This is a genomic window from Bradyrhizobium ferriligni (genome assembly GCF_056837965.1).
Genome location: NZ_JBXEJO010000005.1, coordinates 41,094 through 66,107 on the forward strand (window position 1 = coordinate 41,094; position 25,014 = coordinate 66,107).

25 protein-coding genes are annotated in these 25,014 nt (G+C 62.1%); 11 read left to right on the top strand and 14 right to left on the bottom strand.

What is annotated here, in order from left to right:
• Window positions 1-106 precede the first annotated feature (106 nt).
• Window positions 107-838, top strand: a complete 732-nt coding sequence (locus AC1VNY_RS04005) for a hypothetical protein (RefSeq protein WP_482404176.1) — start codon at window positions 107-109, stop codon at window positions 836-838.
• Window positions 839-980: 142 nt separating this feature from the next.
• On the opposite strand, the gene AC1VNY_RS04010 is transcribed toward AC1VNY_RS04005, so the two are convergent.
• Window positions 981-2,405 (bottom strand): toll/interleukin-1 receptor domain-containing protein, encoded by a 1,425-nt coding sequence (locus AC1VNY_RS04010; protein ID WP_482404177.1) that lies wholly within the window; start codon window positions 2,403-2,405, stop codon window positions 981-983.
• Between the two features lie 390 nt (window positions 2,406-2,795).
• Here AC1VNY_RS04010 and AC1VNY_RS04015 point away from each other — a divergent pair, with 390 nt between their 5' ends.
• A complete protein-coding gene (locus tag AC1VNY_RS04015) occupies window positions 2,796-3,935 on the top strand; it encodes a patatin-like phospholipase family protein (RefSeq protein WP_482404178.1) in 1,140 nt (379 codons plus the stop codon).
• A 56-nt stretch (window positions 3,936-3,991) separates the two neighbouring features.
• On the opposite strand, the gene AC1VNY_RS04020 is transcribed toward AC1VNY_RS04015, so the two are convergent.
• The gene (locus tag AC1VNY_RS04020; RefSeq protein ID WP_482404179.1) at window positions 3,992-4,399 is read right to left on the bottom strand and encodes a hypothetical protein; all 408 of its coding nucleotides are present in this window, start codon (window positions 4,397-4,399) and stop codon (window positions 3,992-3,994) included.
• A gap of 3 nt (window positions 4,400-4,402) precedes the next feature.
• Here AC1VNY_RS04020 and AC1VNY_RS04025 point away from each other — a divergent pair, with 3 nt between their 5' ends.
• Together AC1VNY_RS04025 and AC1VNY_RS04030 are read left to right on the top strand one after the other, a co-directional pair.
• The gene (locus AC1VNY_RS04025; protein ID WP_482404180.1) at window positions 4,403-4,630 is read left to right on the top strand and encodes a hypothetical protein; all 228 of its coding nucleotides are present in this window, start codon (window positions 4,403-4,405) and stop codon (window positions 4,628-4,630) included.
• A 12-nt stretch (window positions 4,631-4,642) separates the two neighbouring features.
• Window positions 4,643-5,983 carry a TRAFs-binding domain-containing protein gene (locus tag AC1VNY_RS04030; RefSeq protein ID WP_482404181.1) on the top strand — a complete coding sequence of 447 codons (1,341 nt, stop codon included), beginning with the start codon at window positions 4,643-4,645 and terminating at the stop codon, window positions 5,981-5,983.
• Between the two features lie 25 nt (window positions 5,984-6,008).
• On the opposite strand, the gene AC1VNY_RS04035 is transcribed toward AC1VNY_RS04030, so the two are convergent.
• Window positions 6,009-6,674 (bottom strand): O-methyltransferase, encoded by a 666-nt coding sequence (locus AC1VNY_RS04035; RefSeq protein ID WP_482404182.1) that lies wholly within the window; start codon window positions 6,672-6,674, stop codon window positions 6,009-6,011.
• Between the two features lie 93 nt (window positions 6,675-6,767).
• Here AC1VNY_RS04035 and AC1VNY_RS04040 point away from each other — a divergent pair, with 93 nt between their 5' ends.
• Window positions 6,768-7,400 carry a TetR/AcrR family transcriptional regulator gene (locus AC1VNY_RS04040; protein WP_482404183.1) on the top strand — a complete coding sequence of 211 codons (633 nt, stop codon included), beginning with the start codon at window positions 6,768-6,770 and terminating at the stop codon, window positions 7,398-7,400.
• Window positions 7,401-7,403: 3 nt separating this feature from the next.
• Here AC1VNY_RS04040 and AC1VNY_RS04045 read toward each other — a convergent pair whose 3' ends face one another.
• The 4 genes from AC1VNY_RS04045 to AC1VNY_RS04060 all read right to left on the bottom strand — a co-directional run bounded on the left by AC1VNY_RS04045 (window position 7,404) and on the right by AC1VNY_RS04060 (window position 10,714).
• Window positions 7,404-7,553 carry a hypothetical protein gene (locus tag AC1VNY_RS04045; protein ID WP_411779325.1) on the bottom strand — a complete coding sequence of 50 codons (150 nt, stop codon included), beginning with the start codon at window positions 7,551-7,553 and terminating at the stop codon, window positions 7,404-7,406.
• 292 nt (window positions 7,554-7,845) lie between these two features.
• On the bottom strand, window positions 7,846-8,226 hold the full coding sequence (locus AC1VNY_RS04050; RefSeq protein ID WP_233475590.1) for a C40 family peptidase: 381 nt from the start codon (window positions 8,224-8,226) through the stop codon (window positions 7,846-7,848).
• Between the two features lie 521 nt (window positions 8,227-8,747).
• Complete coding sequence (locus tag AC1VNY_RS04055; protein WP_482404184.1) at window positions 8,748-9,617, bottom strand: VOC family protein; 870 nt, start codon at window positions 9,615-9,617, stop codon at window positions 8,748-8,750.
• Window positions 9,618-10,333: 716 nt separating this feature from the next.
• A complete protein-coding gene (locus AC1VNY_RS04060; protein WP_482404185.1) occupies window positions 10,334-10,714 on the bottom strand; it encodes a hypothetical protein in 381 nt (126 codons plus the stop codon).
• A gap of 18 nt (window positions 10,715-10,732) precedes the next feature.
• On the opposite strand from AC1VNY_RS04060, the gene AC1VNY_RS04065 reads away from it, so the two are divergent.
• Entirely contained in the window at window positions 10,733-12,823 is a 2,091-nt protein-coding gene (locus AC1VNY_RS04065; RefSeq protein WP_482404186.1) for a TOMM precursor leader peptide-binding protein, read from the top strand.
• A 92-nt stretch (window positions 12,824-12,915) separates the two neighbouring features.
• Window positions 12,916-14,289, top strand: coding sequence for a SagB/ThcOx family dehydrogenase (locus tag AC1VNY_RS04070; RefSeq protein WP_482404284.1), 1,374 nt, complete (start codon window positions 12,916-12,918; stop codon window positions 14,287-14,289).
• 682 nt (window positions 14,290-14,971) lie between these two features.
• Here the strand turns inward: AC1VNY_RS04070 and AC1VNY_RS04075 are convergent.
• The 4 genes from AC1VNY_RS04075 to AC1VNY_RS04090 are packed head-to-tail and all read right to left on the bottom strand — an operon-like array spanning window position 14,972 to window position 17,511.
• On the bottom strand, window positions 14,972-15,478 hold the full coding sequence (locus AC1VNY_RS04075; RefSeq protein WP_482404285.1) for a DoxX family protein: 507 nt from the start codon (window positions 15,476-15,478) through the stop codon (window positions 14,972-14,974).
• Complete coding sequence (locus AC1VNY_RS04080) at window positions 15,478-16,263, bottom strand: HvfC/BufC N-terminal domain-containing protein (RefSeq protein WP_482404187.1); 786 nt, start codon at window positions 16,261-16,263, stop codon at window positions 15,478-15,480. Before AC1VNY_RS04080 ends, AC1VNY_RS04075 begins: the two co-directional genes overlap by 1 nt.
• The gene (gene bufB / locus AC1VNY_RS04085) at window positions 16,250-17,161 is read right to left on the bottom strand and encodes an MNIO family bufferin maturase (protein WP_482404188.1); all 912 of its coding nucleotides are present in this window, start codon (window positions 17,159-17,161) and stop codon (window positions 16,250-16,252) included. The genes AC1VNY_RS04080 and bufB overlap by 14 nt, the downstream gene beginning before the upstream one ends.
• A gap of 50 nt (window positions 17,162-17,211) precedes the next feature.
• Window positions 17,212-17,511, bottom strand: a complete 300-nt coding sequence (locus AC1VNY_RS04090) for a BufA1 family periplasmic bufferin-type metallophore (protein WP_038377692.1) — start codon at window positions 17,509-17,511, stop codon at window positions 17,212-17,214.
• 331 nt (window positions 17,512-17,842) lie between these two features.
• Between AC1VNY_RS04090 and AC1VNY_RS04095 the strand changes: the two genes are divergently transcribed.
• The gene (locus tag AC1VNY_RS04095; RefSeq protein WP_482404189.1) at window positions 17,843-19,957 is read left to right on the top strand and encodes an adenylate/guanylate cyclase domain-containing protein; all 2,115 of its coding nucleotides are present in this window, start codon (window positions 17,843-17,845) and stop codon (window positions 19,955-19,957) included.
• Window positions 19,958-20,147: 190 nt separating this feature from the next.
• Here the strand turns inward: AC1VNY_RS04095 and AC1VNY_RS04100 are convergent, their stop codons facing one another.
• Complete coding sequence (locus AC1VNY_RS04100) at window positions 20,148-21,302, bottom strand: patatin-like phospholipase family protein (RefSeq protein ID WP_482404190.1); 1,155 nt, start codon at window positions 21,300-21,302, stop codon at window positions 20,148-20,150.
• A 66-nt stretch (window positions 21,303-21,368) separates the two neighbouring features.
• Complete coding sequence (locus AC1VNY_RS04105) at window positions 21,369-22,193, bottom strand: 3-hydroxybutyrate dehydrogenase (protein WP_482404191.1); 825 nt, start codon at window positions 22,191-22,193, stop codon at window positions 21,369-21,371.
• A gap of 167 nt (window positions 22,194-22,360) precedes the next feature.
• On the opposite strand from AC1VNY_RS04105, the gene AC1VNY_RS04110 reads away from it, so the two are divergent.
• Complete coding sequence (locus tag AC1VNY_RS04110) at window positions 22,361-23,260, top strand: LysR family transcriptional regulator (RefSeq protein WP_482404192.1); 900 nt, start codon at window positions 22,361-22,363, stop codon at window positions 23,258-23,260.
• Between the two features lie 33 nt (window positions 23,261-23,293).
• Here AC1VNY_RS04110 and AC1VNY_RS04115 read toward each other — a convergent pair whose 3' ends face one another.
• Window positions 23,294-24,001, bottom strand: coding sequence for a peroxiredoxin-like family protein (locus tag AC1VNY_RS04115; RefSeq protein ID WP_482404193.1), 708 nt, complete (start codon window positions 23,999-24,001; stop codon window positions 23,294-23,296).
• Between the two features lie 138 nt (window positions 24,002-24,139).
• On the opposite strand from AC1VNY_RS04115, the gene AC1VNY_RS04120 reads away from it, so the two are divergent.
• Complete coding sequence (locus AC1VNY_RS04120) at window positions 24,140-24,694, top strand: DUF302 domain-containing protein (protein ID WP_482404194.1); 555 nt, start codon at window positions 24,140-24,142, stop codon at window positions 24,692-24,694.
• A 56-nt stretch (window positions 24,695-24,750) separates the two neighbouring features.
• Complete coding sequence (locus AC1VNY_RS04125; RefSeq protein ID WP_482404286.1) at window positions 24,751-24,933, top strand: hypothetical protein; 183 nt, start codon at window positions 24,751-24,753, stop codon at window positions 24,931-24,933.
• Window positions 24,934-25,014 lie beyond the last annotated feature (81 nt).

Here is a 25,014-nt window from a genome sequence, read left to right on the forward strand (position 1 = left end):
TTCCGGCCGTTTCGGGACAATTTCACCTATTTGGCGTCGTCACGGCACGGTACCGCCGCATTTCACGCGCAGTTTGCAGTGACACCGGCCGGCAATGGAGTAGTTTTTGACCAGAGCCATCACCCTCGCCGCGCTGACATGCTTCCTCCTCGCCGGCGTCGCGATAACAGCCATTTTGGGCCGTGACAGCCTGCCGGCGGCGCAGGCCGACATTGGCCCGGTCGCCAACCGTGCCAGCAAGCAGGACAAGCTCGCGGTCACGACGCTTGCCGCGGCCTCGTTTGAGGCGCCCCAGCCGATTGAGCCTTCCGCCAACCCGTCTCCGCTCCTGTTGCGGGCGCAAGCCGCGATTCCGGGCGCGACCGATACGGTGCGGCAGGCCTATGCCTCCGTCGAGCCCGCCGATATCGGCCTGCCGAAGATCACCGACCCCATCGATGCGGCGCAGCCGAAGATCGCCGAGCCCGCACCCGCGCCGGTCGCCCCCGCGCCGCCGAAGCCCAAGGCTGCGGTCAAGCCGGCGCCGCAGAAAACCTATGCGCTGCTGAGCGACGCCCAGATCGCCGGCATCAAGGATCGGCTGAAGCTGTCGTCGTCGCAGGAATATTACTGGCCGGCGGTCGAGACCGCATTGCGCGCCGTCGCCCGCAAGATCCACGCCAAGCGCCAGGGCGATCCCGCCGTGGGCAACATACCGATCGATCCGGACTCCGAGGAGGTCCAGCAGCTGAAGTCGGCGGCGATGCCGCTGCTGTTCCAGCTCCGCGAGGATCAGAAGAACGAGGTCCGTTCGCTGGCGCGCCTGATCGGCCTGGAACGCGTCGCTGCGATGATCTGAGCGCAGGGTCCGGCCGAGCCGGTTCTGCGCTCCGTGTGCTCTAGAGCTTTTCCCGTTCCGATGGAATCGGAACGGGGCTCTAGATTCTTGTTTTGACGCGTTTTCTTCACGCGAACCGGTATCCACTTCGCTCGAAAACGCTCTAGCGGGCCTCCAGCGGCCGCAGCTTCTCCACCTTGCCCTGGGTTTCGACGAGCAGCTGTTTCATGAAGTCCTTGTTGCGCTTCAGCCAGGGCTCGAGCGTCTGCCTGACGTCGCTTGGCGACTTCTTCTCGATGGCCTGCGCCAGCCGGGTCTGAAACGTCCCCCAATCCTTGAACATCTCCTTGAGCAGCGCATCGTCGGAGATGTTGATCGCCGACTTGATGTCGCCGACGGTTTCGAGCTCGCGCATATTGCCCTGTCGCAGGATGGAATCGAGGTTTTCCAGGCATTCGTGGTAGCGCTCCAGCAGATCGTCCCATCGCTTGGCGCTGAAGTCATCGTCCAGGCCCTCGACGGCGTTGTATAGCGGCTCGAGGAACGACCAGCGGAAGCGCCGCGCCAGCCGCAGCAGGATCGACAGGAAGACGATGTCCTTCGGCATGTTCTGCGCGACCATCAGGCGGGGATCCTCGCTGAATGGCGGCATCGGCACGAAGATGATGACGATCGAGAACGGCGTGCTGTCGAGATATTCGAGCCGGGCGATGACCGGCTGATACAGCTTCAGATCGCGGAAGATCGGACTGAGGACCTGCTCGCGGCTGCGCCGGCTGGCGATATCCACGTCGGCGAACGAGTTCGCGACATAGCTCGTCAGCTCGTCGAGCCAGGCCCCGCTGTCGTAGCGGTTTTGCGCGCGGAGCAGATCCTCCCAGTCGAGCTCCGCCGTATCGGGGCCGGACAACAGCGTGGTGGTGCCGGCATCCGCCTCCAGCACGGCATCCTTCAGGAAGCCGCGCGCGCGATCGGCTGGGGGCAATGGCCTGAGCGTTTCGGCCTTTTGCCGGAACGACAATTCGTCGCTGAACACGATGCGAAGCCGCAGGCGAAACAGCTCTTCCGGCCGGGTGATCTGCAGGAACTGCGCGTGAATGTCCTTCGCCGCCTCGTTGAACTTGGGCGCGTAGTTGGCGTTCAGTCGCGGCCGCAGCGGCGCAGGACCGAAGGTCGGCTTCACGAACAGGTCTTCGAGGAATCGCCGGACGTCGTCCTCGCCGATTCCGTAGAACTCGTTCTCCGCCAGCATCGGAAACGAAGGCGAAGAGTCGACCGAGAACCACAGCACCTTGGAGATGAGCTTCAGCGCGCGCTTGTAACCGTCGAACTGGGCAATCTCGGATGCGCACCAGGTCCAATTGTGCTCGGCATTGGTGTGGATGAAGATCAGGCAATCGGCCTTCGCCGTGTTGTCGATCATCCATTGCCGCCATTCCGAGCCGCCGGGAATTTCCTCGCAGACGAAGCATTCCACCGGACGCTGGCCGTCCAGGCTGCTGAGATATTCGAGCCGCGCCTTGAGCAGGCGCGCGAGAAACCTGTCTTCGGCGCGATGGCTGATAAAGACCGAGAAATCATTTGGCATGGCAAAACCCGATCTGCATGAATCTTATGCGACGGCTGGCCGTGTCTCATCGGCCGAATGCCGCGGCTGCACATCCTGCCGCGAGCTCAATGATAGCTCGTCTCTGAAATCTGCGATCGCCGGGCGCGAAAAAGAAAAACCGCCTGCCAGTGATTTATCTCACTATACCTTAGGGTGTGCCATGTGCAAGATACCTAGGGACCCGGCGCGCGACGCTTGTCGGGCTCCGGAATGGACTGGCTAAAATTTTTCGAAACTCAGCTGATGTGTCGAACGCATCGCTTCATTTTATGCCTTGGCGCGGTTCGCGCGGGCGCGCGACCAATTGAGCCTTCGGCCGTGATCGGTCGGCCGTACCGAGATCAGCAAAAGTCATAGTCGGGGGCAGTTATGCCGAAAACCAAGCAGCAGCATCTCGATCGCGCATTCGGGCCGAAGCGGATACTGGCGCTCGACGGCGGCGGCATCCGCGGCATCCTGACGCTCGAATATGTCAGCGCCATCGAGGCAATGTTGCGCAAGCGGTTCGGCAACAGCGATTTGCTGCTTTGCGATTATTTCGATCTGATCGGCGGCACCTCGACCGGATCGATCATCGCTGCCGGATTGGCCTGCGGAATGACGGCCGACGCGTTGAAGCAGCTCTATCGCGGCATCGGCACCGACGTCTTCCAGGGCTCGTTCTGGCGGCGCGGGCTGCTGGCGCCGAAATTCAAGTCGGATGCCCTGCAGCACGCTCTCGACGCGCAGCTCGGCGCCGACACCTCGCTCGGCGGCGATCGCATCCGTACCGGCCTGATGATCATGACCAAGCGGCTCGATACCGGTAGTCCCTGGCCGCTGCACAACCACCCGGACGCGCCCTTTGCCAAGCAGGACGGCGGGCTGCGGCTGACGCAAGTGGTGCGCGCCAGCACCGCGGCGCCGACCTATTTCAGTCCCCAGGAGATCACGATCTCGTCGCGCTCCGGCAACACGGTCAGCGGCGCCTTCGTCGATGGCGGCGTCAGCCCGTTCAACGATCCTGCGCTGCAGCTCCTGATGCTGGCGTCGCTCCATGGCCATGGCTTTCGCTGGCCAACCGGCAGGGACAATCTCCTGCTGATCTCGGCCGGCACCGGCGTGTTCAAGTCGACCTTCTCGACGGAAGAAATCGTTCACATGCCGGCGGCCGAGCAGGGCCTGCGCTCGCTGCAATCGCTCATGGACGATTGCGGACGGCATAATCACGGCATGCTGCAATGGCTGACCAACTGCCTGACGCCCTGGTCGATCGATCGCGCGGTGGAAGATATGGTGGCGGACAGTCGGGTCGGACCGCAACTCGCGACCTATGCGCGCTACAACGTGCTGCTGGAAACCACCTGGTTGAAGAAGACGGTCGCGATCGACCGGACGCCGGACGCGCTGGCGAAGATCGCCGCGATGGATGACCCGAACAACATGCACGAGCTTGCCGAGATCGGACGCCTCGCAGCCGTCAGGCAGGTCAAGCCGGAACACTTCCCGCCGGCCTTCGATCTCACGTGATGCCGCACGCGCGGCGTCCCGCCACCCGGATCCCGGTTTCGACAAGGAATTCGCCTTCAGATAAGTTCGTCATCGAGACACAATGATCCCATCACGAGCTGGGTGTCACGATGACCACAGAGCAAAGCGCCGGATCGCCAAACACAGTGGTTCTCTTCAGCGGTCACATGATCGATGCGCCAGATCGAAAAACGCCACGCTTTCCGCCGGACAAGGAGCCTGTTGCGGCCGCTGCGATCGCCGACGTGCTTGCGAAGATCGGTGTCACCAAGGGTGATCTCGCCATTTGCGGCGGCGCCTGCGGCGGCGATCTGTTGTTTGCGGAAGCTGCCCTCGCGAAGGGCATGCAGCTTGAAATCTATATTCCATTCGACGAACCGACGTTCCTTGCCGGCTCGGTCGATTTCGCTGGCGGCAACTGGCGCGCGCGCTATCTCGCGGCGAAATCGCGAGCCACGTTCCATGTCATGCCCGACGAACTGGGGCCGCTGCCGGCCGGTGAAAACGCCTATGAGCGCGACAATCAATGGATGCTGGAGCGGGCCGCCCGATTTGGCGACAGGAAGCTCGCCTTCGTCTGCCTGTGGAATGGCGAAGGCGGCGATGGTCCCGGCGGCGCCAAGCACCTGATGGATGAGGCCGGGCGCAAGACAACGTGGATTTACTGGCTGGATACGAAGAAATTATGGGACTGAAGGAATTGCGATATGCCGTCGTGTTTCATGATCATGCCCTATGGCCGCAAGCCGACCCAGGCCGATCCCAAGTTTGGTCCAGCCGAGATCGATTTCAACGCATTGTGGGATCGCGCCTACGTACCCGCCATCAAGGCGCTCGGTTATCAGCCGGTGCGTGCCGACCAGGACACCAGCGCATTGATCGTCAGTGAAATGCTGGAGCGGATCTACTTCGCCGATCTCGTGCTCGCCGACATGACGATTCCGAACGGCAATGTCTATTACGAGGTCGGTATCCGCCACGCATCGCAAAAGACCGGGTGCGTGTTGCTGGCGGCCGACTGGTCCAAACAATTGTTCGATGTCGTGCAGATGCGAACCGTCCGCTATCCGCTGCCCGAGGGCGAGATCACCGAGGCGACCGCGGCAGCCATGCAGGCCGCGATCAAGGATCCCATCAAGGCGCTTGCTGACGGGATTTCGCCGATGCACCAGTCGATCCCGGGCTATCCGGACAATGTCGACCCGCGCAAGGCGATGACGATGCGGAGTCAGCTCGCCGAGCAAGCCGCGTTTCAGACCAAGATACGCGCGGTGCGCGCGGCGCCCGCGGATCAGCGCATGGCGCGGGCCCAAGCGCTGATCGCGACCGAGGGAAGTCCGCCCGCCACTTATGCAAAGGCGCTCGCTTTGTTGCTGATGCTGCGCGACTGCGTCAATGATGCCGCCGACTGGAACATCGTGCTGGATTTCATCGGCAAGCTTCCCGACCGCTTCGCCAACGAGCCTGAAGTGCAGGAAAATCGTGCATTTGCCGCGGCCCAGGCCGGCGACGACATCCAGGCCATTGCCGAGATACAGACATTGATTGATTTCGCGGGGCTGACGCCGGAACGGCTCGGCTTGATGGGTGGCCGCCACAAACGCCTCGCCAGAGGCGCACCAGCCGACTCTCCTCGCCGCAAGGAGGAGCTCGAGAAGGCGATCGACTGTTATCAGCAGGGTATGGAGCTCGATCTCAACGCCTATTATTGCTCCAGCAACCTGCCCCGTCTCTATCGCGCCCGGGGGAACCCGGGCGACGAGGATCTTGCGCAGGCCACTGTGCGGGTCGCGATTGCCGCCTGCGAACGGGCAAGACGATTGCAACTTGCCGACGAATGGCTGCGCCCGACGCAGCTTGCCGCGGCCTTCGACCTTGGCGATCCCGACAAGGCCGAGGAACTGGCAATGCAGGTGGTTGCCGAGGGGCAAGCGAAATGGAAAGTCAGCAGTGTCCTTCGCGACCTCGAAGCCAGTCTCCAATACGTCACCGACCCAGCAAAGCGCGCGCGGCTGTCTGCCATCATCGACAGGATCAAGGCGGCCTGACCGCGCGCTTTTCTCGTCATCCGCCTCAGCCGAGCCGCATCGACAGCTCGACGTCGTCGCCGAACGGTACAGACATGTAGCCGTTCGCCGGCGAGCGCACGCGCGCCAGATAGTCGGGGCTGTCGTCGGCGTTGTCGGCGACGACGAAGGCGCCGGGCTTCAGACGGCTCTCCACGAGATCGAGGATATCGGGATAGAGCGCCTTGGCGCCGTCGAGCAGCACGAGGTCGATCGTATCGGGCATGCCCGTGCGCAGCGTCTGGAGTGCGTCGCCCTCGCGGATCTCGACGAGGTCATCGAGCCCGCCGGCGACGAGATTGTCCCGCGCACGCACCACCTTGGACGATTCGAACTCGCTGGTGATCAGGCGCCCGCCGCCATTGTCGCGCAGCGCGGCAGCAAGGTGCAGCGTCGAGATGCCGAATGACGTGCCGAACTCGACGATGTTCCGGGCACGGCTGCCGCGCGCCAGCATGTAGAGCAGCGCGCCGGTCTCGCGCGAGACCGCGAGCGGCACATTGTTCAGCCGGCCGTACAGCGCGCGGTAGTCGGTCTTGCTCCGCATCAGGCGCGCCTGTTCGGTGTCGGAAAGGTCGGCCACCGCGAGCCGGGTTTCCTCGACCGCAGCGGAGGCTTGCGCAAACAGGCGCTCGAGCAGGCCCGCAAGCGTGGGTGAAATGAGGGTGGTCATGTCGGTCTCCGGTGTGAAAACGGCGCGTCCTTGCGCCTCGCCAGAAATACGAATAATTATTCGCATTCGCTAATCGCATTCCCCAGGGCGTCCATGACCGAACGGCGAAGCTCCTCAATTTCCTCGCGAAAACAGCCGCAACAGGCCCGCTCGACCGAGCTCGTCGCGGCGATTCTCGATGCGGCTGTTCAGGTTTTGACGAAGCAGGGCGCGCAGCGCTTCACCACGGCGCGGGTGGCCGAGAAGGCCGGCGTCAGCGTCGGCTCGCTGTACCAGTATTTCCCGAACAAGGCCTCGATCCTGTTCCGGTTGCAGAGTGACGAGTGGCGGCAGACCACGCGCCTGCTGCGTGACATCCTCGAGGATGCCAAGCGGCCGCCATTGGATCGGCTGCGTTCGTTGGTGCACGCCTTCATCCGCTCCGAATGCGAGGAGGCCGCGGTGCGCGTCGCGCTCAGCGACGCCGCGCCGCTCTATCGCGATGCGCCCGAGGCGCGCGAAGCGCGGGCATCGGGCGAGCGCATCGTCGAAGCCTTCATGCGCGAGGCATTGCCGCAAGCGTCCGACGCGGTGCGCGCGATGGCCGGCGATCTGATCACGACGACGCTAAGCACGGTGGGCAAGGATTTTTCGGAGAGCCCGCGAGCGCCCGCGGAGATCAAAGCCTATGCCGACGCCATGGCTGACATGTTCTGCGCGTATCTGAAGAGCCTCGGAAAGCGCTGAAGTTCACAGATAGTGCTTGGCGACCAGCAGAAACCCGAGCACGCCACCGGTCACGGCGAAAACCGTCACGCCGTTGCGGAAACTCACGTAAGCGGCCGACCAGTAAGAAGCCGTCTGGGAGGGCGTCGCGACTTTTTTCGATTTCTGGGGCAAGCCAATTCGCTCCTGAAAAAAGGCGCCGCCATCTGGTCAACACAGATGACGGCGCCCGTCTGAGGGCTTCAGGGCGAAACCCCGCTTCAGCGTAAGCCGCGATCATGAACGGTTCGTATACCGCCGGATGTCGCAAGCTCGCATGTCAGCTGAAGCGTCGAGGTTCCCCAAGCATGATCCGGAAAAGTGCGCAGCGGTTTTCCCTCGCGACAAACGCGCAGCATTTGCGCGGAGATCATGCTCAAACAAGAGGCTAAAGCGCGATGACGATTCGACCCAATCTCATCGCGCTTTAGAACGAAGCGTAGGCATTTCGAAATGCGATGGCGCCCGCCAGCGAGCGCGGCCGCGTGCGCACGGCATGCCCGTCGTTGCCGCTCTGCACGATCCACTGGCCGTTCTCCTGACCCACGATCTTGCCGACGTGGTGACGCCAAACCACGATGGTGCCGACCGAGGGGCCGCCGGCATTGCTGCCGTAGCGCGCCCAGGATCGGGCCAGATTGAATTGCGGACCGGGATCGCTGCCGACCTGGGTCCGCATGAACCAGCCGCACCACGCGGCCGGGCGACCGGAATGTGCATAGTGCCGGTGATGATGGTGACGGCCGCGGGCTTCGGCAGTTGAAGCGAACGCCAAAAGAACCGCCACAGCGGCTAGAAGTTTACGCATTACAAAGTCCTTCTTGCTGTTGGCAGACCATCCATGTTGTGGGGGAAGCGCAGCGATGATCTGCGATTGGCTCGCGAAGCGACCGCATCGGTCAGGCGACGCAAAACGAAGGCGGGGCATGGCCCGCGCAGGCGTTTAAGAAACGGGCTATGGCCAAAATATGGCCGGTACGTCTCGTCCGGCGGCCGCGACACTGCCGAAGACCTCAGGCGTGGTCCGCGCGATGGTGGTTAATTTGATTATCGCGGATGTGCTGTTGGACAACGACGCGCTGCCGAGCCGGCTAGCCTGGGATCGGCTACCGAACTTGAATCAGTGAGGTGTGGTGATTGCAAACAGTACGTCTTCGCGTTGCTCAAGCTTCGCCGGACACGCTTCGCCCTTGCAGCCTTCGCGTGGCCGCGCCACGCGAAGCCCGCAAGGGCGAAGCGTGGTGCACCATTCAGAATGCAATTGCGAACCTCTACCTAATTGAAATACCGATATAATTCCGCTGTCGACAAGGTCGAAGCGTTCCCGACCTAGCGCTTCGTCTTGTGAAGGACCAATTTGCCATGTGACGCGACGTCGCCCCACTTGGCGGACCAATTGACTTCCGAGGCGGAAGGTCGCCCGGTGCCTTTCTGATCCCAGGCTCCCTGCAGCGCAAATAGAGCGCCTTGGGGATCGGCACATCGCAAGATCCAGCAACCATCGGGCAACTCGATTGGACCTTGGAGGACCCGGCCCCCGCCAGCATCAACGCGCTTGGCAGCCGCGCCGATGTCGTCGACATTGAAGTAATAGAGCCAGCAGGGTTGCGATACGCTCGGAAGTTTGGTGAGCATTCCGCCGATCGTCTGGCCGGCCGCCGAAAACAATTCATACAGGTCGGCCGGCCCGGTCCCAGCGTGAGCCTTCTGCCAGCCAAGAATCTCGCCGTAAAACGGGAAGATCTTGTTCCGGTCTTCAGCCAGCAACTCGTGCCAGCCTACGCGTCCAGGCTCGTCCAATCCGCTGGACTGCCGTTGGCCATATGTCAGCCCGGAAACCAGTGCGAACGTCGCTCCTTGCGGATCGGCGACCACCGAAATTCGGCCAATATTGCTGGTGGTCGGCGTTACCAGAATCGCGCCCCCGCGACGGCGGATCTGCACGGCTTTCGCATCCACGTCATCGACGGCGATATAGCCGACCCATCTCGGCCTCGCTCCCAATCGCAGCCCTTCTTCCGGGAGATGCATGAGTCCAACTGCCGGGGCGTCGCCTGCAGTAAGCAGCGTGTAGGCGAACTCCGGCGTTGACGCATCTTCCACCGCCCAGCCGATGACCTTGCCATAAAATGCGGCTGCTGCCGACATGTTCGTCGTCAGCAACTCATACCAGGCGAAGCGTCCGAGTTGATCGACCAAGCTAATTTCCCCGTTCAAGCGGGCCGACGATTGCGCACTGCATCAAATTGCACCCGTTGCAATCCGCTCCACGGGCGCGGATTCTCGATTTAATCGACCAAATTGCGCGATATCGTTCATGAAGATGAATGCAATCAGAACGAGCTCTATTACATTTTGTGTATACCGTAATTCTTGTCTGCCTCGTTCGCTCGGCGTAAGATCGTGCTTCGGAAGTCCTTTCTTCCAAACTGGGAGGATGCGGCCATGCAGCGAGCGAAGCAAGCTTCGAGAAAGAAGCGAACGACCAACGCCGCGGTACCGGCGCTGGGATTAGCGGGTCTGACTTTTTCGCTCGCGGGCAGCGCATATGCCTCCGCCGTGCCCTCCGGCGACGTTCAACACAAGCCGAACTTCGCGCCGGGCCATATGACGACGCTCAGTGAGGAAGAACTCGCCGACGTCAGTCTCGCCACCTTCCACCTCAATCTCATCGACGATGAAAGCGTCGGAGGCCGCGTGCTGCTCGCGCGGGGATGCGGTGGTTGCCGTGGCTGCGGAGGCGCCAGAGCTTGCGGAGGCTGCAGGGGTTGCGGAGGATGCAGGGCCTGCAGAGGCTGCCGCTGCGGTGTCGGTTGCGGTGGATGTGGCGGCTGCGGCGTTGGTTGGATCGGCGTAGGCGTGCCATTGGTCTCATGCGCAGGCTGCTGTGCATCCTGGGGCCGCTGCCGCTGGTGCTAGCGCTGGGCGTCGACACGTCGCGATTTTATTGGCCGGGCGCCCGAACGACCCGGCCAAACTTTTGCTTCGTTATGCATTCGCCGCGCCTGGCTGATCAGCTTGCCGATGGTGGGCGAGTGTGATCCAAATTGCTCGCAGAATGCCGGTGGCCGAACGCGGCGCACAAGCCGCGCGATGCCAATTGTCGGCCGCGCGCCGGCGATCGGAAATGACAGCAACAGGATCAGCGTGCCGCCCCGATGACAGTCAATGGCAAGAGCCGCACCGCGAAGCAGAGCCGCAAGGGCATTTTGCGATTCGCGCCGAACTTCACCGCCTATGTGATTCCTCCCGATGTGGTCTGCCTCTATTCCGAGAACCGCAAATTCTTCCTGCACGGTGATCTCTATTGTGCGGTGGCCGCGGCGATCGGCAAAAATGGTAAGGCTGCACCAGAGATCGTTCGCCAGCTCTCAAAGAGTTTTCCCGCCGACAAGATCGAGGAAGCGATCAGGCGGCTGCTAGAGCGCCGATATGTCGTAAGCGGAGCGCCGCACGCGTTCGCAGGCGTCGTCGATGGATATTGGGCGAGTCTCGGCCTCCCCCCCGAGGTCGCAGAACAGAATCTCCGCGATTGCCCCGTGCGGGTCGAAGCGATCGATGTCAAAGGCGCCAACGAACTTGCCGCGGCCTTGAGCAAGCTCGGTGTTCGGATCACCAAGCGGTCGCCCAAGCTCACGATCACACTGGCGAACGACTATCTTGACCGGCGGCTCGTCGAATTGAACGGAAAGCGCTTTGGCGATGGGACGCCCTGGCTGCTGGCGCAGCCGTCCGGCGTGTTTCCGCTGGTGGGACCCGTGTTCAAGCCGGGCGAGAGCGCCTGCTGGACTTGCCTGTTCGATCGCATGATACGCAATCGGGAGATCAAGGGATTTCTCGATCGCAGAGCGGCGCAGGTGGTCGCGGTATCGCCCCTGGTCGGCGACGCCGTCGGACAGATCGGCATCCACTTCGCTGCTGTTGAAATCGCAAAAGCGATTGCCTCGGGATTTCGTACCGATCTGCGCGATCACATCGCAAGCTTCGACCTGACCGGTGCCGTCATTGCCAAGCATTACGTCGCGCGACGCCCGCAGTGTCCTACCTGTGGCAGCAGGAAGCTGCAGAGTCCGCGCCGAGCGGCAGCGCCGATCGAGATCGCGGAGGGCGGAAAGCTCGTCATGACCAGCGGCGGTTACCGCGCCGTGACGTCGCGAGCCACCGTTGCACGGTTCCGCAAGCACGTCAGTCCGCTGACCGGCGTCGTCTCGCGGCTCGAGCGGATCGAGGCCGATCTGCCGATGAACACGAATTTCTTCGCCTACCACAATTTCTCGGCGCCGGCCTGGAACGTCGACCAACTCAGATCCGGATTAAGCGGCGGCAGCTTCGGCAAGGGCTCCACAGCCGAGCAGGGCGAGGCAAGCGCGTTGATGGAGGCGATCGAGCGCTATTCGGGTATTTTCCAGGGGGACGAGATCAGGACGAAGCGCCGCTTTGTCGATTTCGCTCCCGGCGACGCTCTTCTTCCCAACGAAGTACAGCTTTTCAGCGACGCGCAGTTTCAAGGCAGACATACCTCGCAGCCGGACGATTCACATCTGGTGCCTGAGCCGCTCGATCCCTCGACCAAGACGGAGTGGTCGCCGGTCTGGTCGTTACGCGACAAGCGTTTCAAACATCTTCCAACGGGCCTCTTGTACTTCTTCTATGGTGGCTTCCACACGGATTCCAACGGATGCGCGGCCGGCAACACCCGGGAGGAAGCCATCGTTCAAGGCTTCCTCGAACTGGTCGAACGCGACGCCTACGCGATCTGGTGGTACAACCGGCTGCAACGTGCAGAAGTCGACCTCGCGCAATTCGAAGATCCCTATGTGCGGGATCTGCAAGCCCAGCTTGCCGATGCAGGGCGCAGGCTTTGGGTGCTCGACATCACCAGCGATCTCGGCATTCCCTCTTACGTGGCGATCATCCATTGGACGCAGAACGGGCACGAAAATATCGAATTCGGTTCCGGCTCGCATTTCGATCGCCGCATAGCCCTGCTGCGTTCCCTCACCGAGCTGACCCAGTTCATGTCGATTGGCATGATGGGCGGCGGAAGTGGCGAGAAGCCGACGCTGGACGGTGTCACGCCGCTGCGACTGGACGATTATCCGTTCCTGATTCCCAGCGACAATCCGATCGTGCCATCGGCGCCGAGCCTCAAGGTTCACGACAACGCGCGCGACCAGGTCAATGCCTGCATCGAGATTGCCACCGGCGCGGGATTTGATTTCCTCGTGCTCGACCAGACGCGGCCCGATGTCCAGGTGCCCGTCGTCAGAGTGCTCGTTCCGGGGTTGCGACATTTCTATCGCCGCTTCGCGCCCGGCCGACTTTACGATGTTCCGATGAAGCTCGGGTTGCTGAATCGTCCGCGACTGGAAAGCGAGCTCACGCCATTCCTTCCACACACCTGAAGGCTGGCTCGTTGCGCAACTTCCGGAAAACGAAGCTCAGGAAGATCGCACCCGTCATCGTCGCCCGATTGAACGGTCGTTGCTCCCTTCACATGCAGGCGGACGGAAGCATCGCTGCAGGCTTGGGCGGCTACTCGATCAATCTGGGACAATTCAGTGCGGCAGCGGTCGACCGTGCGGGACGTCTCACCGGCGGCCTGCCGCTCGCCTCCTTTGCGGGCAAAGGCGTCCTCGCGAGGCAGGTTCATGCCCTCGTGCGGCGACTGGCAGGGCATGGATTTCTCGAATACCGCTTATACTCTCCGCGTGACGAGCAAGACCTCGTGGTCATCGAGCCGCAGGTCGCCGAATACTGGCCACAACGCGCAAAGCTGGGGAACGGTGATACCATTGTGCTGTCGCGCTTCGCCTATCTGCGCCGGCGCGACAGCGAGATGGTGTTGGAATCGCCGCGCGCCGGCGCGCTGTTTCGGATTTTCGATCCCGCCATCGCTGCCACCCTCGCTGCCCTGTCGCGGCCTCAGAAGATCAGCAACCTTCGCCGCCATGCGGCCTCCGCGAACCTCGATCTGCTCGGATTGCTGATCGACAGCAAGATGCTGATCAAGCTCAATGCGAAAGACGGCGACGGCCTTCGGGTGAATGAAGGCGACGGCAATCTCGTTCTCTGGGACTTCCACGATCTCGTGTTTCATACGAGGAGCACGGAGGGCCGGCACACCAATCCAGTTGGCGGCGCGTTCACCCATGCGGGCGTCGTTCCACCGCTACCCGCGGTGCGTCCGCCTTGGCCCGGCAAGAAGATCGACCTCGGCAAATTCTCCACGTCGGGGTCGGTCTCGCACTTCGCGAAGCTGTTGCGCGAACGCCATTCAATACGAGATTTCGACGACCAGCATCCGGTCACGCTCGCCGAGCTCGCGCAGTTTCTCGACACGACAGCCCGCGTGCTGTCGGAATGGAAGATCGGCGCAGATTTTGACGGCGATCCCGAGGTCACCTACAGCGCAAGACCCTATCCGTCGGCAGGCGGCGCGTACGAGCTGGAACTATACTTGGCGGTCTTGAACTGCGGGGGGCTTGCACGCGGACTTTACCACTATGACGCGGGCAGCCACGCGCTTGTCGCGATCGACACCTCCGCCCAACAACTCCAAGCGCTTTCTGCGGCGGCCGAGTTTGCCATGGACGCATCCGGTCCACCGCAGGTCTTGATCACGATCGCCGCGCGCTTTGGGCGGATCTCCTGGAAATACAGCTCAATCGCATATTCGCTGATCCTGAAGGACGTCGGCAACCTGATCCAGACGTTCTATCTGACGGCGACCGACATGGGCCTTGGTGGCTGCGCAATCGGCACCTGCAACATCGATCTGTTTGCAAAAATGACGGGGCTTGAATTCCACGTGGAGAGCCCGGTCGGTCAATTCGCGCTCGGGCGCGGCAGGAAACCGGCCCCCCTCTAGCCGGAGGGAGATCTTTCGAATGTTTACGGCCTGGATCGCATGCGAATGGCGCCCAGGGGCGGGATTCGGCATCGCCCTTCGGGCTACGCCGGGACGAGCCTTCGTGCGGATGGCTTGTCGGCTACGGCTGCGCTGAATGGTGCCCCTGGCCGACAATCGCTTAATGCCATAAGCAGTTGAATTTGAAACAATTTTCGCCGCTGAGCGCTGCAGATACCAACAGAACTACCAACAAGCTGAGAAAAATATCGGGCTTCCCGGCAACTGGCACGCCCCATGCTGCATCGGTCTCCACAATCGCCCCGACCTAATGTCGCGAGGTCCAGGGGCGGATCTTGTCACGCGTACGCCATCCACAGCGCCCACAACGCCGAAAGCGCCACTTACCTCGTGCTGGACGATTCCGGGGTCCGGTCGGCGGCGCTAGCGACAGACCGCCGCGCAGCAGAGGGGCGCAGCTATCGCGCATCCGTGAACCTTGCACAGACCGTCATGCTCGAACAGGCAATTGGGCTCGTCGACAGAGTGCCGCTTTTAAGGCTTGATAGCCTCGGGCCCGAGCACAAGCCCAACAAGCCAAATCTCCGGACGGGTCAGACGTCATTTGGACGCATATGCCGCCGACGCGTCACGCATCAAGCCTCGCATCGTCCACTTGCCTCAGGGCAGAAGCGTGATGTGCTCAGCTCTCCGGCCGAACGAACCCGCGGATCAAATGATCCGCCGAGATGCGTCCCGGTCCCCAAGCCATGATCCCGAGCGCCATCGCCGCCCAGGTAAGGTGGATCGGCCAGCCGTCGGGCACGGTGAGTTCAACGATGATGGTCATGAACAACAGCCCGAGTGCGGCAAAGCGGGTGCCAAGGCCGAGCACCAGCAGCACCGGAAAGGTGATCTCGCCGCATCCGGACAGGAACGCCATCACCGCGGGCGCCGGATAGTGATAGGGCCCGCCCGGCAGGTGCAGCACGAACTCGTCGGTGAACAGCGTCACCGCGGTGTCGCTGAGCGTGAGGAAGCCGGTCCATTTCAGGATGCCGGATTTCCAGAACGGCACCGCCAGCGCCACGCGCATCACGAATTGAACCAGCGACGGCAGGGCCATCGTCTGGATCAGGTGCTCGGCCTTGTCCACGAGGTGGCTCAGCCGGAAGCGCTCACCTGCGCCATAGTGCTGATCGATGACCATCATGGTTCTCCGAAATTCATTGATGTGAAAGTGCCCGCCTCGATCATGCCGGCAATGTTCGCCGCGATGTCGAAGCTGGGCGAGGACTGAAGTGCCGACGCAGCGGCGACGCCAAGCGGCCGTCCCGACATCAGGTTTGTCAGAAATACCGCGCCGCCCTCGGGCATATGGCGCACGACGACGTCCATCTCCGGCCGGGTGATCAGCGCATCCTCCGGCGTTCCCGCATCGATCGGACCTGGCATCTCTCCGCCGCGATTGGCGGCGAAGATCGTCACTGCCGCGAAAGGCGAGCGGACGATTCCGGCGGCGGGATGTGCGGTGAAGACCACATCGGCCAGCCGCTCCGGCGGAACCAGGGTGAGCGCATCCCGTGACAGTGGCGCGGCATCGGCGGCATGATAGGCATTGAGCCAGGCCCGCTCGATCCGCGCGACATCCGCCAGCCAGGGCATGGCACGAGCATATTCGTAGGTTTCGATGAACGCCGGAAAGTCGCGGCCATAGTCGAACAGGAGTGGCGATGTTGGCGGCGAGGCTCGGACATGAAACCGCGCCATGGCACGGAAGAACTCGACGCCCGTGATGCGCTCGACCGCAGGGTAGACCGCGGCAAGCGCATCGATCAGGCTGACCGTGACGTTGTTGCGATAGACATTGTAACGCCGGACCGCGGCCTTTCCGTTCGGCCCGGTGACGAGCGAGGGCGTCTCGCGCCCGGGGTCGATCAGCGCGGCCGCGAAGTGCGCCGCGTAGGACGACAACTCCTCCTCAAGCGGCAGCATGACGCATCTCCCGCTGGCGGCGGTCGAGGATTGCCTGCGCCGCGGCCGCCTCGGCCTTCAGCACTGGCCAATCCGGAATTTTGCTGTCCCATTCGACCAGCGTCGGGACGGGACCACAGCGCGAGACGACGATCTCGAACAGCTTCCACACCGCGTCCGTGACCGGTCCGTCATGGCTATCGATCAGGAGCAGGTCGCCTTCATCGTCGAACTGCTCGGCATGACCGGCGAGATGGATTTCGCCGACGCGCGACAACGGAAAGTCGGAGAGATAATCGAGCGCAGAGAAGCCGTGATTGGTAGCCGAGACAAACACATTGTTGATGTCGAGCAGCAGTCCGCATCCGGTGCGCTCCGCGATGCGGCGGATGAACTCGGTCTCGCTCATTGTCGATTCGGTGAATGCGAGATAGGTCGACGGATTTTCCAGCAGCAGCGGCCGCCAGATGGCATCCTGCACCTGATCGATATGATGGCAGACCCGACCGAGCGTCGCCTCGGTATAGGGCAGCGGCAACAGGTCGTTGAAGTAGGTGGTGTCGTGCGTCGACCAGGCGAGATGCTCCGACACCAGCGCGGGCTCGTAGCGCTCGACGAGATCGCGGAAGCGCTTCAGATGCGCCTTGTCGAGCGGCCGTTCGCCACCGATCGACATGCACACGCCATGCAGTGATACCGGATGGTCGCGACGCACGGCTTCCAGCGCGCGATGCGTCGGTCCGCCCGCGCCCATGTAGTTCTCGGCATGAACTTCGAAGAAGCCACGCTGCCGGCCTGCGCCAAGGATCGCAGCGAGGTGCTGGGGCTTGAAGCTGGTACCGGCCAGACCATGTATGGCAAGCGCGGGAAAGCGGGGAGGCTCGGCCGCGGGCAACGGGGACGAGATCGCCACATTCATGTTGTCTCTCCGCTTTCCCTACGATCGTGAACGCCTGCCGTCCGGCGCGCTTAGACCGGCTTGAGCGAACCGGTCTTGCCGTTCGGAAGCTGGATGCTGGTGCAGGTGCCACCCTGCACGAACTTCCACGCATTGCCCTGGAAGTCGACCGTCGAGGTACCCTGGCAGGTCGTGCCGGGGCCGGCGGCACAATCGTTCTGGCCCTTCAGCGCGACGCCGAAGCACTTCTCCTTGTGCGCCGCGGTCGCTGCATCCGCCTCTGCCTTGGTGAGGGGAGCGGCGGTGGCAAGGGTCGCAAGCGCGGTCGAAACGGCGCCGGCAAGCACAAGCGAGCTGATGACATTCTTCATAGGTCTCTCCACATCGTTATTTTGCGTCGCCTCCTGAGGCGTCGGGGGCGCATTGACTCGTTCGTTCCGTTCGCTGCCGCCATTACGGTTTGGCAGCTCACGAATCCGTGATGTCGCTGCAAGTTTGTCACGCAAATGGCTGTTGTGCCGTCCGCGTGCTGGTCAAATACGCTGGCATCGGCCGGAGCCTCCAATGCCTTGTCGCTATGGAAACCGGGCCGGTTGAGCATTGGCGATGGCGACGCTGCGCCTGTCATGATTCCGAGACGTAACAATCTGCCGGACGCAAGCGTACCGCCATCAAGCCCTCCGACCGCCGGCGAAGGTCAACATGAACGCCGTTGAACGCCCGAGCGCCCTCGAACGACTGCGGTCACCGTCTTCGGCGAGGACGCTGACGATCAGCATTCGTCTTGCCGTCTCTGCGCTGGTCCTTACTGCGATCCTGCTCACCGCCGCAGCCTCGAGCCTGCTCTGGTGGCGCACGGCCGAATCGATCAGCCGTCAGCTCGCCTCGACGATCAACGAGCAGATCGTCGCTGCCGTTCGCAAGGAGGTGTCCGCGATCATCGGTGAAGCGCGTGCCGCCCACACTGCCGTGCGCACGCTGTTCCTGCAGAACGTGCTCGACACCCGCGAGGCCGACAAGCGCGAGTTCGTGTTCCTGTCACAATTGCAGTCGCAGGCAACGATCTCCTGGGTCGCCTTCGGCTGGCCCGACGGCTCTTTCTTCGCCGCCCATAAGCTCGGCGACGGCCGTCTGGAGATGATGGAGATATCGAAGACGGATCACGTCGGCCAACGCCGCATCGACGAATATCAGGTCATCCCCGGCGACATCGAATTTGAAACCCGCCGTTTCGAACCCACGGACTTTAGCGTCACCAAGCAGGACTGGTTCAAGAGCGGCATGGAGGCCAAGGGCCCGCAGTGGTTCGGGGTCGTCGACCATCCGATCGGCCCGCGCCCATCGATCGCCTTTGCGGGGCCGATCGATGTCTATCAGGAGCGTCAGGGCGTCCTTGCCATCATCATCGAGTACACAAGGCTCTCCCGTTTCCTCGCCCAACTCGAGGTGGGCCGCACCGGAACGGCTTTCATCCTCGGTGCGAGTGACGAATTGATCGCGGCTCCCGACAAGGACGCCGACGAGCTGCATCCCGCGCACAGCCGGATCGATCTGCTGCCGCTGGCGCGTATGGCGCTGACACTGGCCGGCGACGACGGTCGCAAGGAGGCTTGGCGGCGGCGGCTTACCCTCGATGGCGCAGCCTACGAGGTCGCGCTGACGCCCTTGCCATTTACCGGCTGGTCCCTGGCGACCGTGATCCCTGAGGCTGAGTTTCTTGGCCCGGTCGAAACCACATTGCGGCGGCTCATCATCGGTCTTGCCGTCGGTGCGCTGCTCGCGGCCCTATTCTCTGCGATGCTGGTGCGCTCGGTGATCGCAGCACCGCTTGCTCGCGTGGTTGGAGAAATCCGGCACGTGGAAAGTTTTGCGCTGGACCAGGTGCGCCGCCACCCGTCGCGGCTCGCCGAGATTTCGAGCCTTTCGGGCGCGATCGCCGAGATGGCGCAGGGCTTGTCCGCGTTCCGCAAATTCATCCCGGCCGATCTGGTCCGGTCGCTCCTGCGCCAGGGCGTTGAGGCAAAGCCCGGCGGCTCGATCCAGGAGCTGACGGTGATGTTCATCGACGTGGCCGGATTCACCGGACTTTCCGAGCGCATGGGCGATCGCGTTGTGCCGCTGCTATCGCGGTATCTCGACGTCGCCTCTGAAGTCATCGTCGCCCACCGCGGAACCATCGACAAATTCATCGGCGACGCCGTGATGGCGTTCTGGGGCGCGCCAACCGCGCAGGCCGAACATGCCATGCTCTGTTGTCGCGCAGCGCTCGCCTGCCGAGAGGCCATCGAGGCCGCCGGCGTCAGGGACGACCAGGGCCATCCCCTGCAGATCCGGATCGGCATCAATTCTGGCCGCATGCTGGTTGGCAATGTCGGCTCGGAATTGCGGTTGAACTACACCGTGATTGGCGACGCTGTGAACGTGGCAAGCCGTCTGGAGGGCGCCAACAAGCACTATGAGACGCAAATTCTGATTGGCGCCGAGACCAAGCGCCTCGTTGAGCGCGGTATGATCACACGCGAGATCGATCGCATAGCCGTCTACGGCAAGACCGAGGGCCTCGCGGTATACGAATTGATCGATTCGGCGCAGCAGACAGATAGGGACGCTGGCTCAGCTTGGATTGCCGACTACGAAGAGGGGTTGCAGAAATATCGCATGCGCGATTTCCAGGGCGCAATCTGCTGCTTCGAGGTTGTCTTGCGCCAGCGTCCTCATGACCGCCCTTCTGAGCTGATGCTTGATCGGTGCAGGCTCCTCGAGAAGTCGGGTGTTGACGACGGGTGGTCGCCCATCGTCGCGCTCCAATCGAAATAGTTGCCCTCCGACATCCAGCAGACAGAACGAATGGAGATGCACCAGCTCGGGTATCGGCGCACTCGTGCACGTGGCGATGAGGGCGTCATGGCTGGTGACGTCCCTCTGGCAGTCAAAAACCTGTCTGCGGAGGATATTTGAGGGGCGGATGAATGAACGCGCCAATCCCGCAAATCCTGTCTCTGGCCTCTTACTCTGCCGCCACCGGCATCAGCTCCATCTGCTCATGCAGGATCACGCCGGACAGCTGATCAAACTCGCCGACCCACGGCGCTTGTTCAAGGGCTGCTCTCGTGTGCGAGTAACCAGCGTCCCACCGCTGCATGATGCCGCGCGGGCTGAAATCGATGTCCTTGGTGTGGGTTTCACGATCCAGCTGCGGCGCAAGCAGACGCACGACGTGCATGCGTGTCTGACAGCCGTAACCGACCAATTCGCGCACCTCGGGCGTGTTGCGTTCGCTGTCGGGCAGCCGTTTTGCCAGTTGGTTGATGATGTGGCGCAACCGATGCGCCTGCTGCTGGCGTGCGATGTGGCTCATGATGCGGCTGGAATATTGGACATCCTTGTGCCGATTCAGCACCTCCGCCATCGTCGTCGGCTCGAGACCCGCCGGATTCCACAGATGGACGGCGAAGATCAGCGAGTTCTTGCGGGGATTGTCATCGAATACGACTTCAGTTGGCGTGTTGGACAGAATACCACCGTCCCAATAGAGCTCGCCGTCGATGCGGACGGCGGGAAACGCCGGCGGCAAGGCACCGGAAGCCATAATATGCCTGATGGTGAGCTCGCCATCGCGGCTATCGAAATAGCGCATCTGGCTGGTCCGCACATGGGCGGCCCCGACCGTCAGGCGGGGCGAACAGCTATTGAGCAGGTTGACATCGACGAGTTCGCCCAAGGTCTGCTCGAGCGGCGCGGTCGAGTAATAGCCGGCCCGTTCGGCACCCAGAGGATAGCCGTCACCCGCATGCGCCAGGGCATTTGGACGGAAAAAACCGGGAATTCCGTGGGTGATAGTCGCCCAGTAGGATAGCCGCTCATTGAAGCCGGGAAACGCGGTGCGGATATTCCAGACGGGATTTTGCTCCATCCGCTTCCAGAACTCCCTAAGGCGTGACAGCCGGTTCTCGACCGGATTGCCGGCGATGAGGCTGGCATTGATGGCGCCGATCGATGTGCCGATGATCCAGTCGGGCTCGATACCTGCGTCGTGCAAGGCTTGATAGACACCGGCCTGGTACGAGCCCAAGGCGCCGCCGCCTTGCAACACCAGAACGACCTGGCCGGGGAGATCCTTGGCCAGCGATTTGATATTTCGCGACGAAGTTCTGTCCTGCATGTTCGGCTCCCATTCCGGCCTGGTCTGATATTCGCAAGCGCACCCGGCTCTGTTACGAGCGTCGTCTCAATGTGCTGTCCAACCGCCATCGACCGGCAATGCAGTTCCGGTGATTGAGGCGGCCGCGTCACTGGCGAGAAATACGGTCAGGGCGCCGATTTCCTCGACGGTGGCAAAGCGTTTATTCGGTTGCTGAGCCAGCAGCACGTCGCGGATCACCTGATCCCGGGAGATCCCATGCGCCGTGGCCTGTCCATCGATCTGAGCTTCGACCAGCGGGGTATAGACATAGCCGGGGCAGATGGCGTTGCACGTAATCCCGTCCTCGGCGGTCTCGAGCGCCGCTACCTTTGTCAGGCCGACGATGCCGTGTTTGGCGGTGACATAGGCCGCCTTGAAAGGCGAGGCGACCAGCCCGTGTGCAGAAGCCACATTGATGATGCGACCGAATCTTTGTTTGCGCATCGCCGGCAGTGCCAGCCGCGTGGTGTGGAACGCGGACGACAGGTTGATCGCAAGGATCTGATCCCATTTGTCGACCGGAAACTGGTCGAGCGGTGCGACGTGCTGAATGCCGGCATTGTTGATGAGAATGTCGAGCCGACCAAGGTCAGCCAGTGTCACCGCCATCATCTCGGCGATCGCATCAGGCGAAGTCATATCGGCCGCTGAATAACCTGCCTTGACGCCATGATCGGCTTCTATCGAGCCCTTTGTTCTCGCGATCTCGGCTGCGGCTCCGAAGCCATTCAGCATCACGTTTGCGCCCGCCGCAGCAAGCGCGCGGGCGATGCCAAGCCCGATCCCGCTGGTTGAGCCCGTCACCAGGGCTGCCCTGCCATCGAGCATTCTTGCGTCCATGTCGGCATGCGATTTGATTTGGAGATTCATCTTCTCAATCCCGTTTGCGTCGTCGGCGGTATCCCACGATCGCCAAAATCTGCACCGCAAAACGGATCTGCGGAAATACCCTTTAGCTTCCAAAACCATAGGTGCGTGCTATGGCCGACGTGGCCCTCAATCGGCTAGACTGCTGGCCGGATCAGGGGAGTTCGACGATGGAAATGCATCAGGTTCGGTATTTCCTCGCGGTCGCGCGGACGCTCAATTTCACGCGTGCCGCTGATGAGTGCAATGTCACCCAGCCGTCGCTGACGCGAGCGATCAAGCAGCTCGAGGCTGAGCTTGGCGGCGACCTGTTTCGCCGCGAGCGTCCAGCCGGATTGACCGAGCTCGGTCAGCGCATGCACCCCTTGCTGAAGCAATGCTATGAGGCCGCCGTCGGCGCGCGTTCGCTCGCCTCGTCATTCAAGAGTGGCGAAATTGGTGCGCTGAGGATTGCGCTCACCCACTCGATCGATCTGTCCCTGCTGATCCCCTTCCTCGATCAGATCAAGCGCCAGTTCAATCGGTTGGAATTCCGCTTTCTCCGTGGCAACGGCCGCGAAGTCGGGGACATGCTGAAGAAAGGCGAGGCCGAACTCGGAATTGCGGCTGAGCTCGACCCGAATTGGGAGCGGCTCGACACCTGGCCGCTGTTTACCGAGGACTTTCAGCTCGTCGTCAATGCTGACCATCGGCTTGCCGGACAGGACAGCATCGACCTCGATGATCTGCGTTCCGAACAGCTTTTGTCGCGCGGGTACTGCGAGCATGGCTCGCGTTTGAACGCCGCCTTGCGGGAGCGCGGCGTAGACGTCGATCATTGCCACGAAATCTCGAGCGAGCGCGATCTCGTTGAGCTGCTTGAGGCCGGTATCGGCATCGCCGTGGTCCCTGACACTTCACGGATGCCGCAGACGCTCAAACGTACGTCAGTCGAAGGGCTCGATGCCCGACGCACGGTCAATCTCTACGGCGTCGCCGGCCGCGAGCGAACCGCGGTCGCGTCTGCCGTCATGCGCATGCTGCGCGGCACGGATTGGCGGCAGTTTCTGGAGAAGGGCCGGGCGGCGTGAGAGTGCCAATGCACGCGGGTCGCCTGGCTGAAGCTATCGCGCATCCTTCAGAGCTGCGAGTAGATCCTCGATCGCGATGCGGCGCCGGAAGTCGGGATCAACAAAACGCGTTTTGACGATGCCATCGCTTCCGATCACAAAGGCCGCAGGAATTGGCAGCACCCAACCGTCGTTGCCGTGAAAGGTCGGCATGTCGAGATACGAGAGGAGCCGCTCTATCTCTGCGCCAAGCCAGATCGCCAGGTTAAGCGAGAGCGCATAGCCATTGTCGAGATCGGTCAGCACTGGAAACGGTGCTTCGGCTTCGGACTTGAATTCTGCTGCATATTCCTGTGTTTCGGGCATGATGGCCACAACGTCCGCGCCCAGGGCCTTGATACGGTCATAGGCCTTGATCACGGCCCTGACGTTGAGCCGGCAATAGGGGCACCAATGGCCGCGGAAAAACATCACGGCCACCGGACCCCGCTCGAGCAGAGACAGCAGACTAACTAGTCGGCCGCGTTCGTCGGGTAGTATGAAGGGTGGCATGGGCTCGCCCGGACGCGGCGCGTTTTCCCCGCCGCCATTTTCGTTGACCCTGATAACGAGGCGATCGACGGCTTCGCCATAGGCCGGAAAGATTTCCCGGCCGGCTGCCGCATAGGCCTGGAGCTGCTCGTTGAGAGTGCCTTCCATCTCCCGGCAGCGCTGAAATGCGAGCTTGAGCCGCTCGGCGTCCGCTGGGGAAAGCGATGTCATCCCTTGCTCCCGCATGTTTGACCTTCAGATGGTAATTTCCTGCACGGACCGCCCAAAAGAGGCGCCTTGTCTCTGCCAGGAGCATTGCACAAAGTACGATAGCAGTGGGCTATCGATATCAGAGCAGGCCCGCATTTCATGTTGGACGCCCGAGCGGCGATTCTGTCGCGGACAGCCGTCACCCGACAGGAGCTTTCTATGTCCCACCATAACGTACTGCGAATTGGCAAATTCGCTACCTTTCTCTTCCTGATGCTCCTTTTGGCGTCAGCGGCGCCGATCGATGCCCGGATCGGCCGCGATAATGGCATCGTCCGGGTCAAGAGCGCCGTTCCGATGTCCGAGGCGGTCGTCCGTATCAAGGCTGATATTGCTGCCAAGGGGATCAAGTTCTTCGATGAGATCGACCAATCGAAGCTTGCGGCGGATGCTGGCATCAAGCTGCGGCCGTCGATCCTGCTCGTGTTCGGCAATCCGCCGCTCGGCACGCAGTTCATCACGTCCAATCCCAATGCGGGACTGGACTGGCCCGTCCGCCTGCTGCTGACGCAGGACGGCAATGGCGACGTCTGGGCGGTGTGGACGGACTTCGCCTGGATCGCGCGGCGCCACAACATCCGGGATCGCGACGCTCAGTTCAACATGGCCACGATGGTCGTCAAATCGATCACCTCTGCTATCGTTAGCAAGTGATGCACGACGGGTTTTCGGTGCGGACCTACGCCGAAACAGTCGCCTGATCGAAGATCATCGTCGATCGTGGCCGCGACCGTATTCTTGGCGCTCACTTCGTCGGCCATGCCAGTCATGAGCTTGCAAATATCTTCGGCCTTGCAATGAAATTCGGCATCGGCGCTAGCGCGCTGAGGGAACACGTCTACGCCTATCCGGCGTTCGCTTCTGAAATGGAGCATATCCTCGGCCACGCTTGAGGCGCATAGCCCGCCGCTATCGACTCAACAGCGAACCGGCATTTCCCGAAGCAAAAGCTTTGCGTGATGCTCTTGACATGC

Coding starts and splice junctions, on each gene's coding strand:
- AC1VNY_RS04050 (WP_233475590.1), bottom strand. CDS start 8,226: ATGCGTAAACTTCTAGCCGCTGTGGCGGTTCTTTTGGCGTTCGCTTCA.
- bufB (WP_482404188.1), bottom strand. CDS start 17,161: ATGAATGTGGCGATCTCGTCCCCGTTGCCCGCGGCCGAGCCTCCCCGC.
- AC1VNY_RS04020 (WP_482404179.1), bottom strand. CDS start 4,399: ATGGAACGTGGCTCGCGATTTCGCCGCGAGATAGCGCGCGCGCCAGTT.
- AC1VNY_RS04040 (WP_482404183.1), top strand. CDS start 6,768: ATGACCGAACGGCGAAGCTCCTCAATTTCCTCGCGAAAACAGCCGCAA.
- AC1VNY_RS04030 (WP_482404181.1), top strand. CDS start 4,643: ATGCCGTCGTGTTTCATGATCATGCCCTATGGCCGCAAGCCGACCCAG.
- AC1VNY_RS04025 (WP_482404180.1), top strand. CDS start 4,403: ATGCCCGACGAACTGGGGCCGCTGCCGGCCGGTGAAAACGCCTATGAG.
- AC1VNY_RS04105 (WP_482404191.1), bottom strand. CDS start 22,193: ATGAATCTCCAAATCAAATCGCATGCCGACATGGACGCAAGAATGCTC.
- AC1VNY_RS04110 (WP_482404192.1), top strand. CDS start 22,361: ATGGAAATGCATCAGGTTCGGTATTTCCTCGCGGTCGCGCGGACGCTC.
- AC1VNY_RS04075 (WP_482404285.1), bottom strand. CDS start 15,478: ATGGTCATCGATCAGCACTATGGCGCAGGTGAGCGCTTCCGGCTGAGC.
- AC1VNY_RS04115 (WP_482404193.1), bottom strand. CDS start 24,001: ATGACATCGCTTTCCCCAGCGGACGCCGAGCGGCTCAAGCTCGCATTT.
- AC1VNY_RS04035 (WP_482404182.1), bottom strand. CDS start 6,674: ATGACCACCCTCATTTCACCCACGCTTGCGGGCCTGCTCGAGCGCCTG.
- AC1VNY_RS04100 (WP_482404190.1), bottom strand. CDS start 21,302: ATGCAGGACAGAACTTCGTCGCGAAATATCAAATCGCTGGCCAAGGAT.
- AC1VNY_RS04090 (WP_038377692.1), bottom strand. CDS start 17,511: ATGAAGAATGTCATCAGCTCGCTTGTGCTTGCCGGCGCCGTTTCGACC.
- AC1VNY_RS04080 (WP_482404187.1), bottom strand. CDS start 16,263: ATGCTGCCGCTTGAGGAGGAGTTGTCGTCCTACGCGGCGCACTTCGCG.
- AC1VNY_RS04070 (WP_482404284.1), top strand. CDS start 12,916: ATGCAGGCGGACGGAAGCATCGCTGCAGGCTTGGGCGGCTACTCGATC.
- AC1VNY_RS04095 (WP_482404189.1), top strand. CDS start 17,843: ATGAACGCCGTTGAACGCCCGAGCGCCCTCGAACGACTGCGGTCACCG.
- AC1VNY_RS04010 (WP_482404177.1), bottom strand. CDS start 2,405: ATGCCAAATGATTTCTCGGTCTTTATCAGCCATCGCGCCGAAGACAGG.
- AC1VNY_RS04120 (WP_482404194.1), top strand. CDS start 24,140: ATGTTGGACGCCCGAGCGGCGATTCTGTCGCGGACAGCCGTCACCCGA.
- AC1VNY_RS04015 (WP_482404178.1), top strand. CDS start 2,796: ATGCCGAAAACCAAGCAGCAGCATCTCGATCGCGCATTCGGGCCGAAG.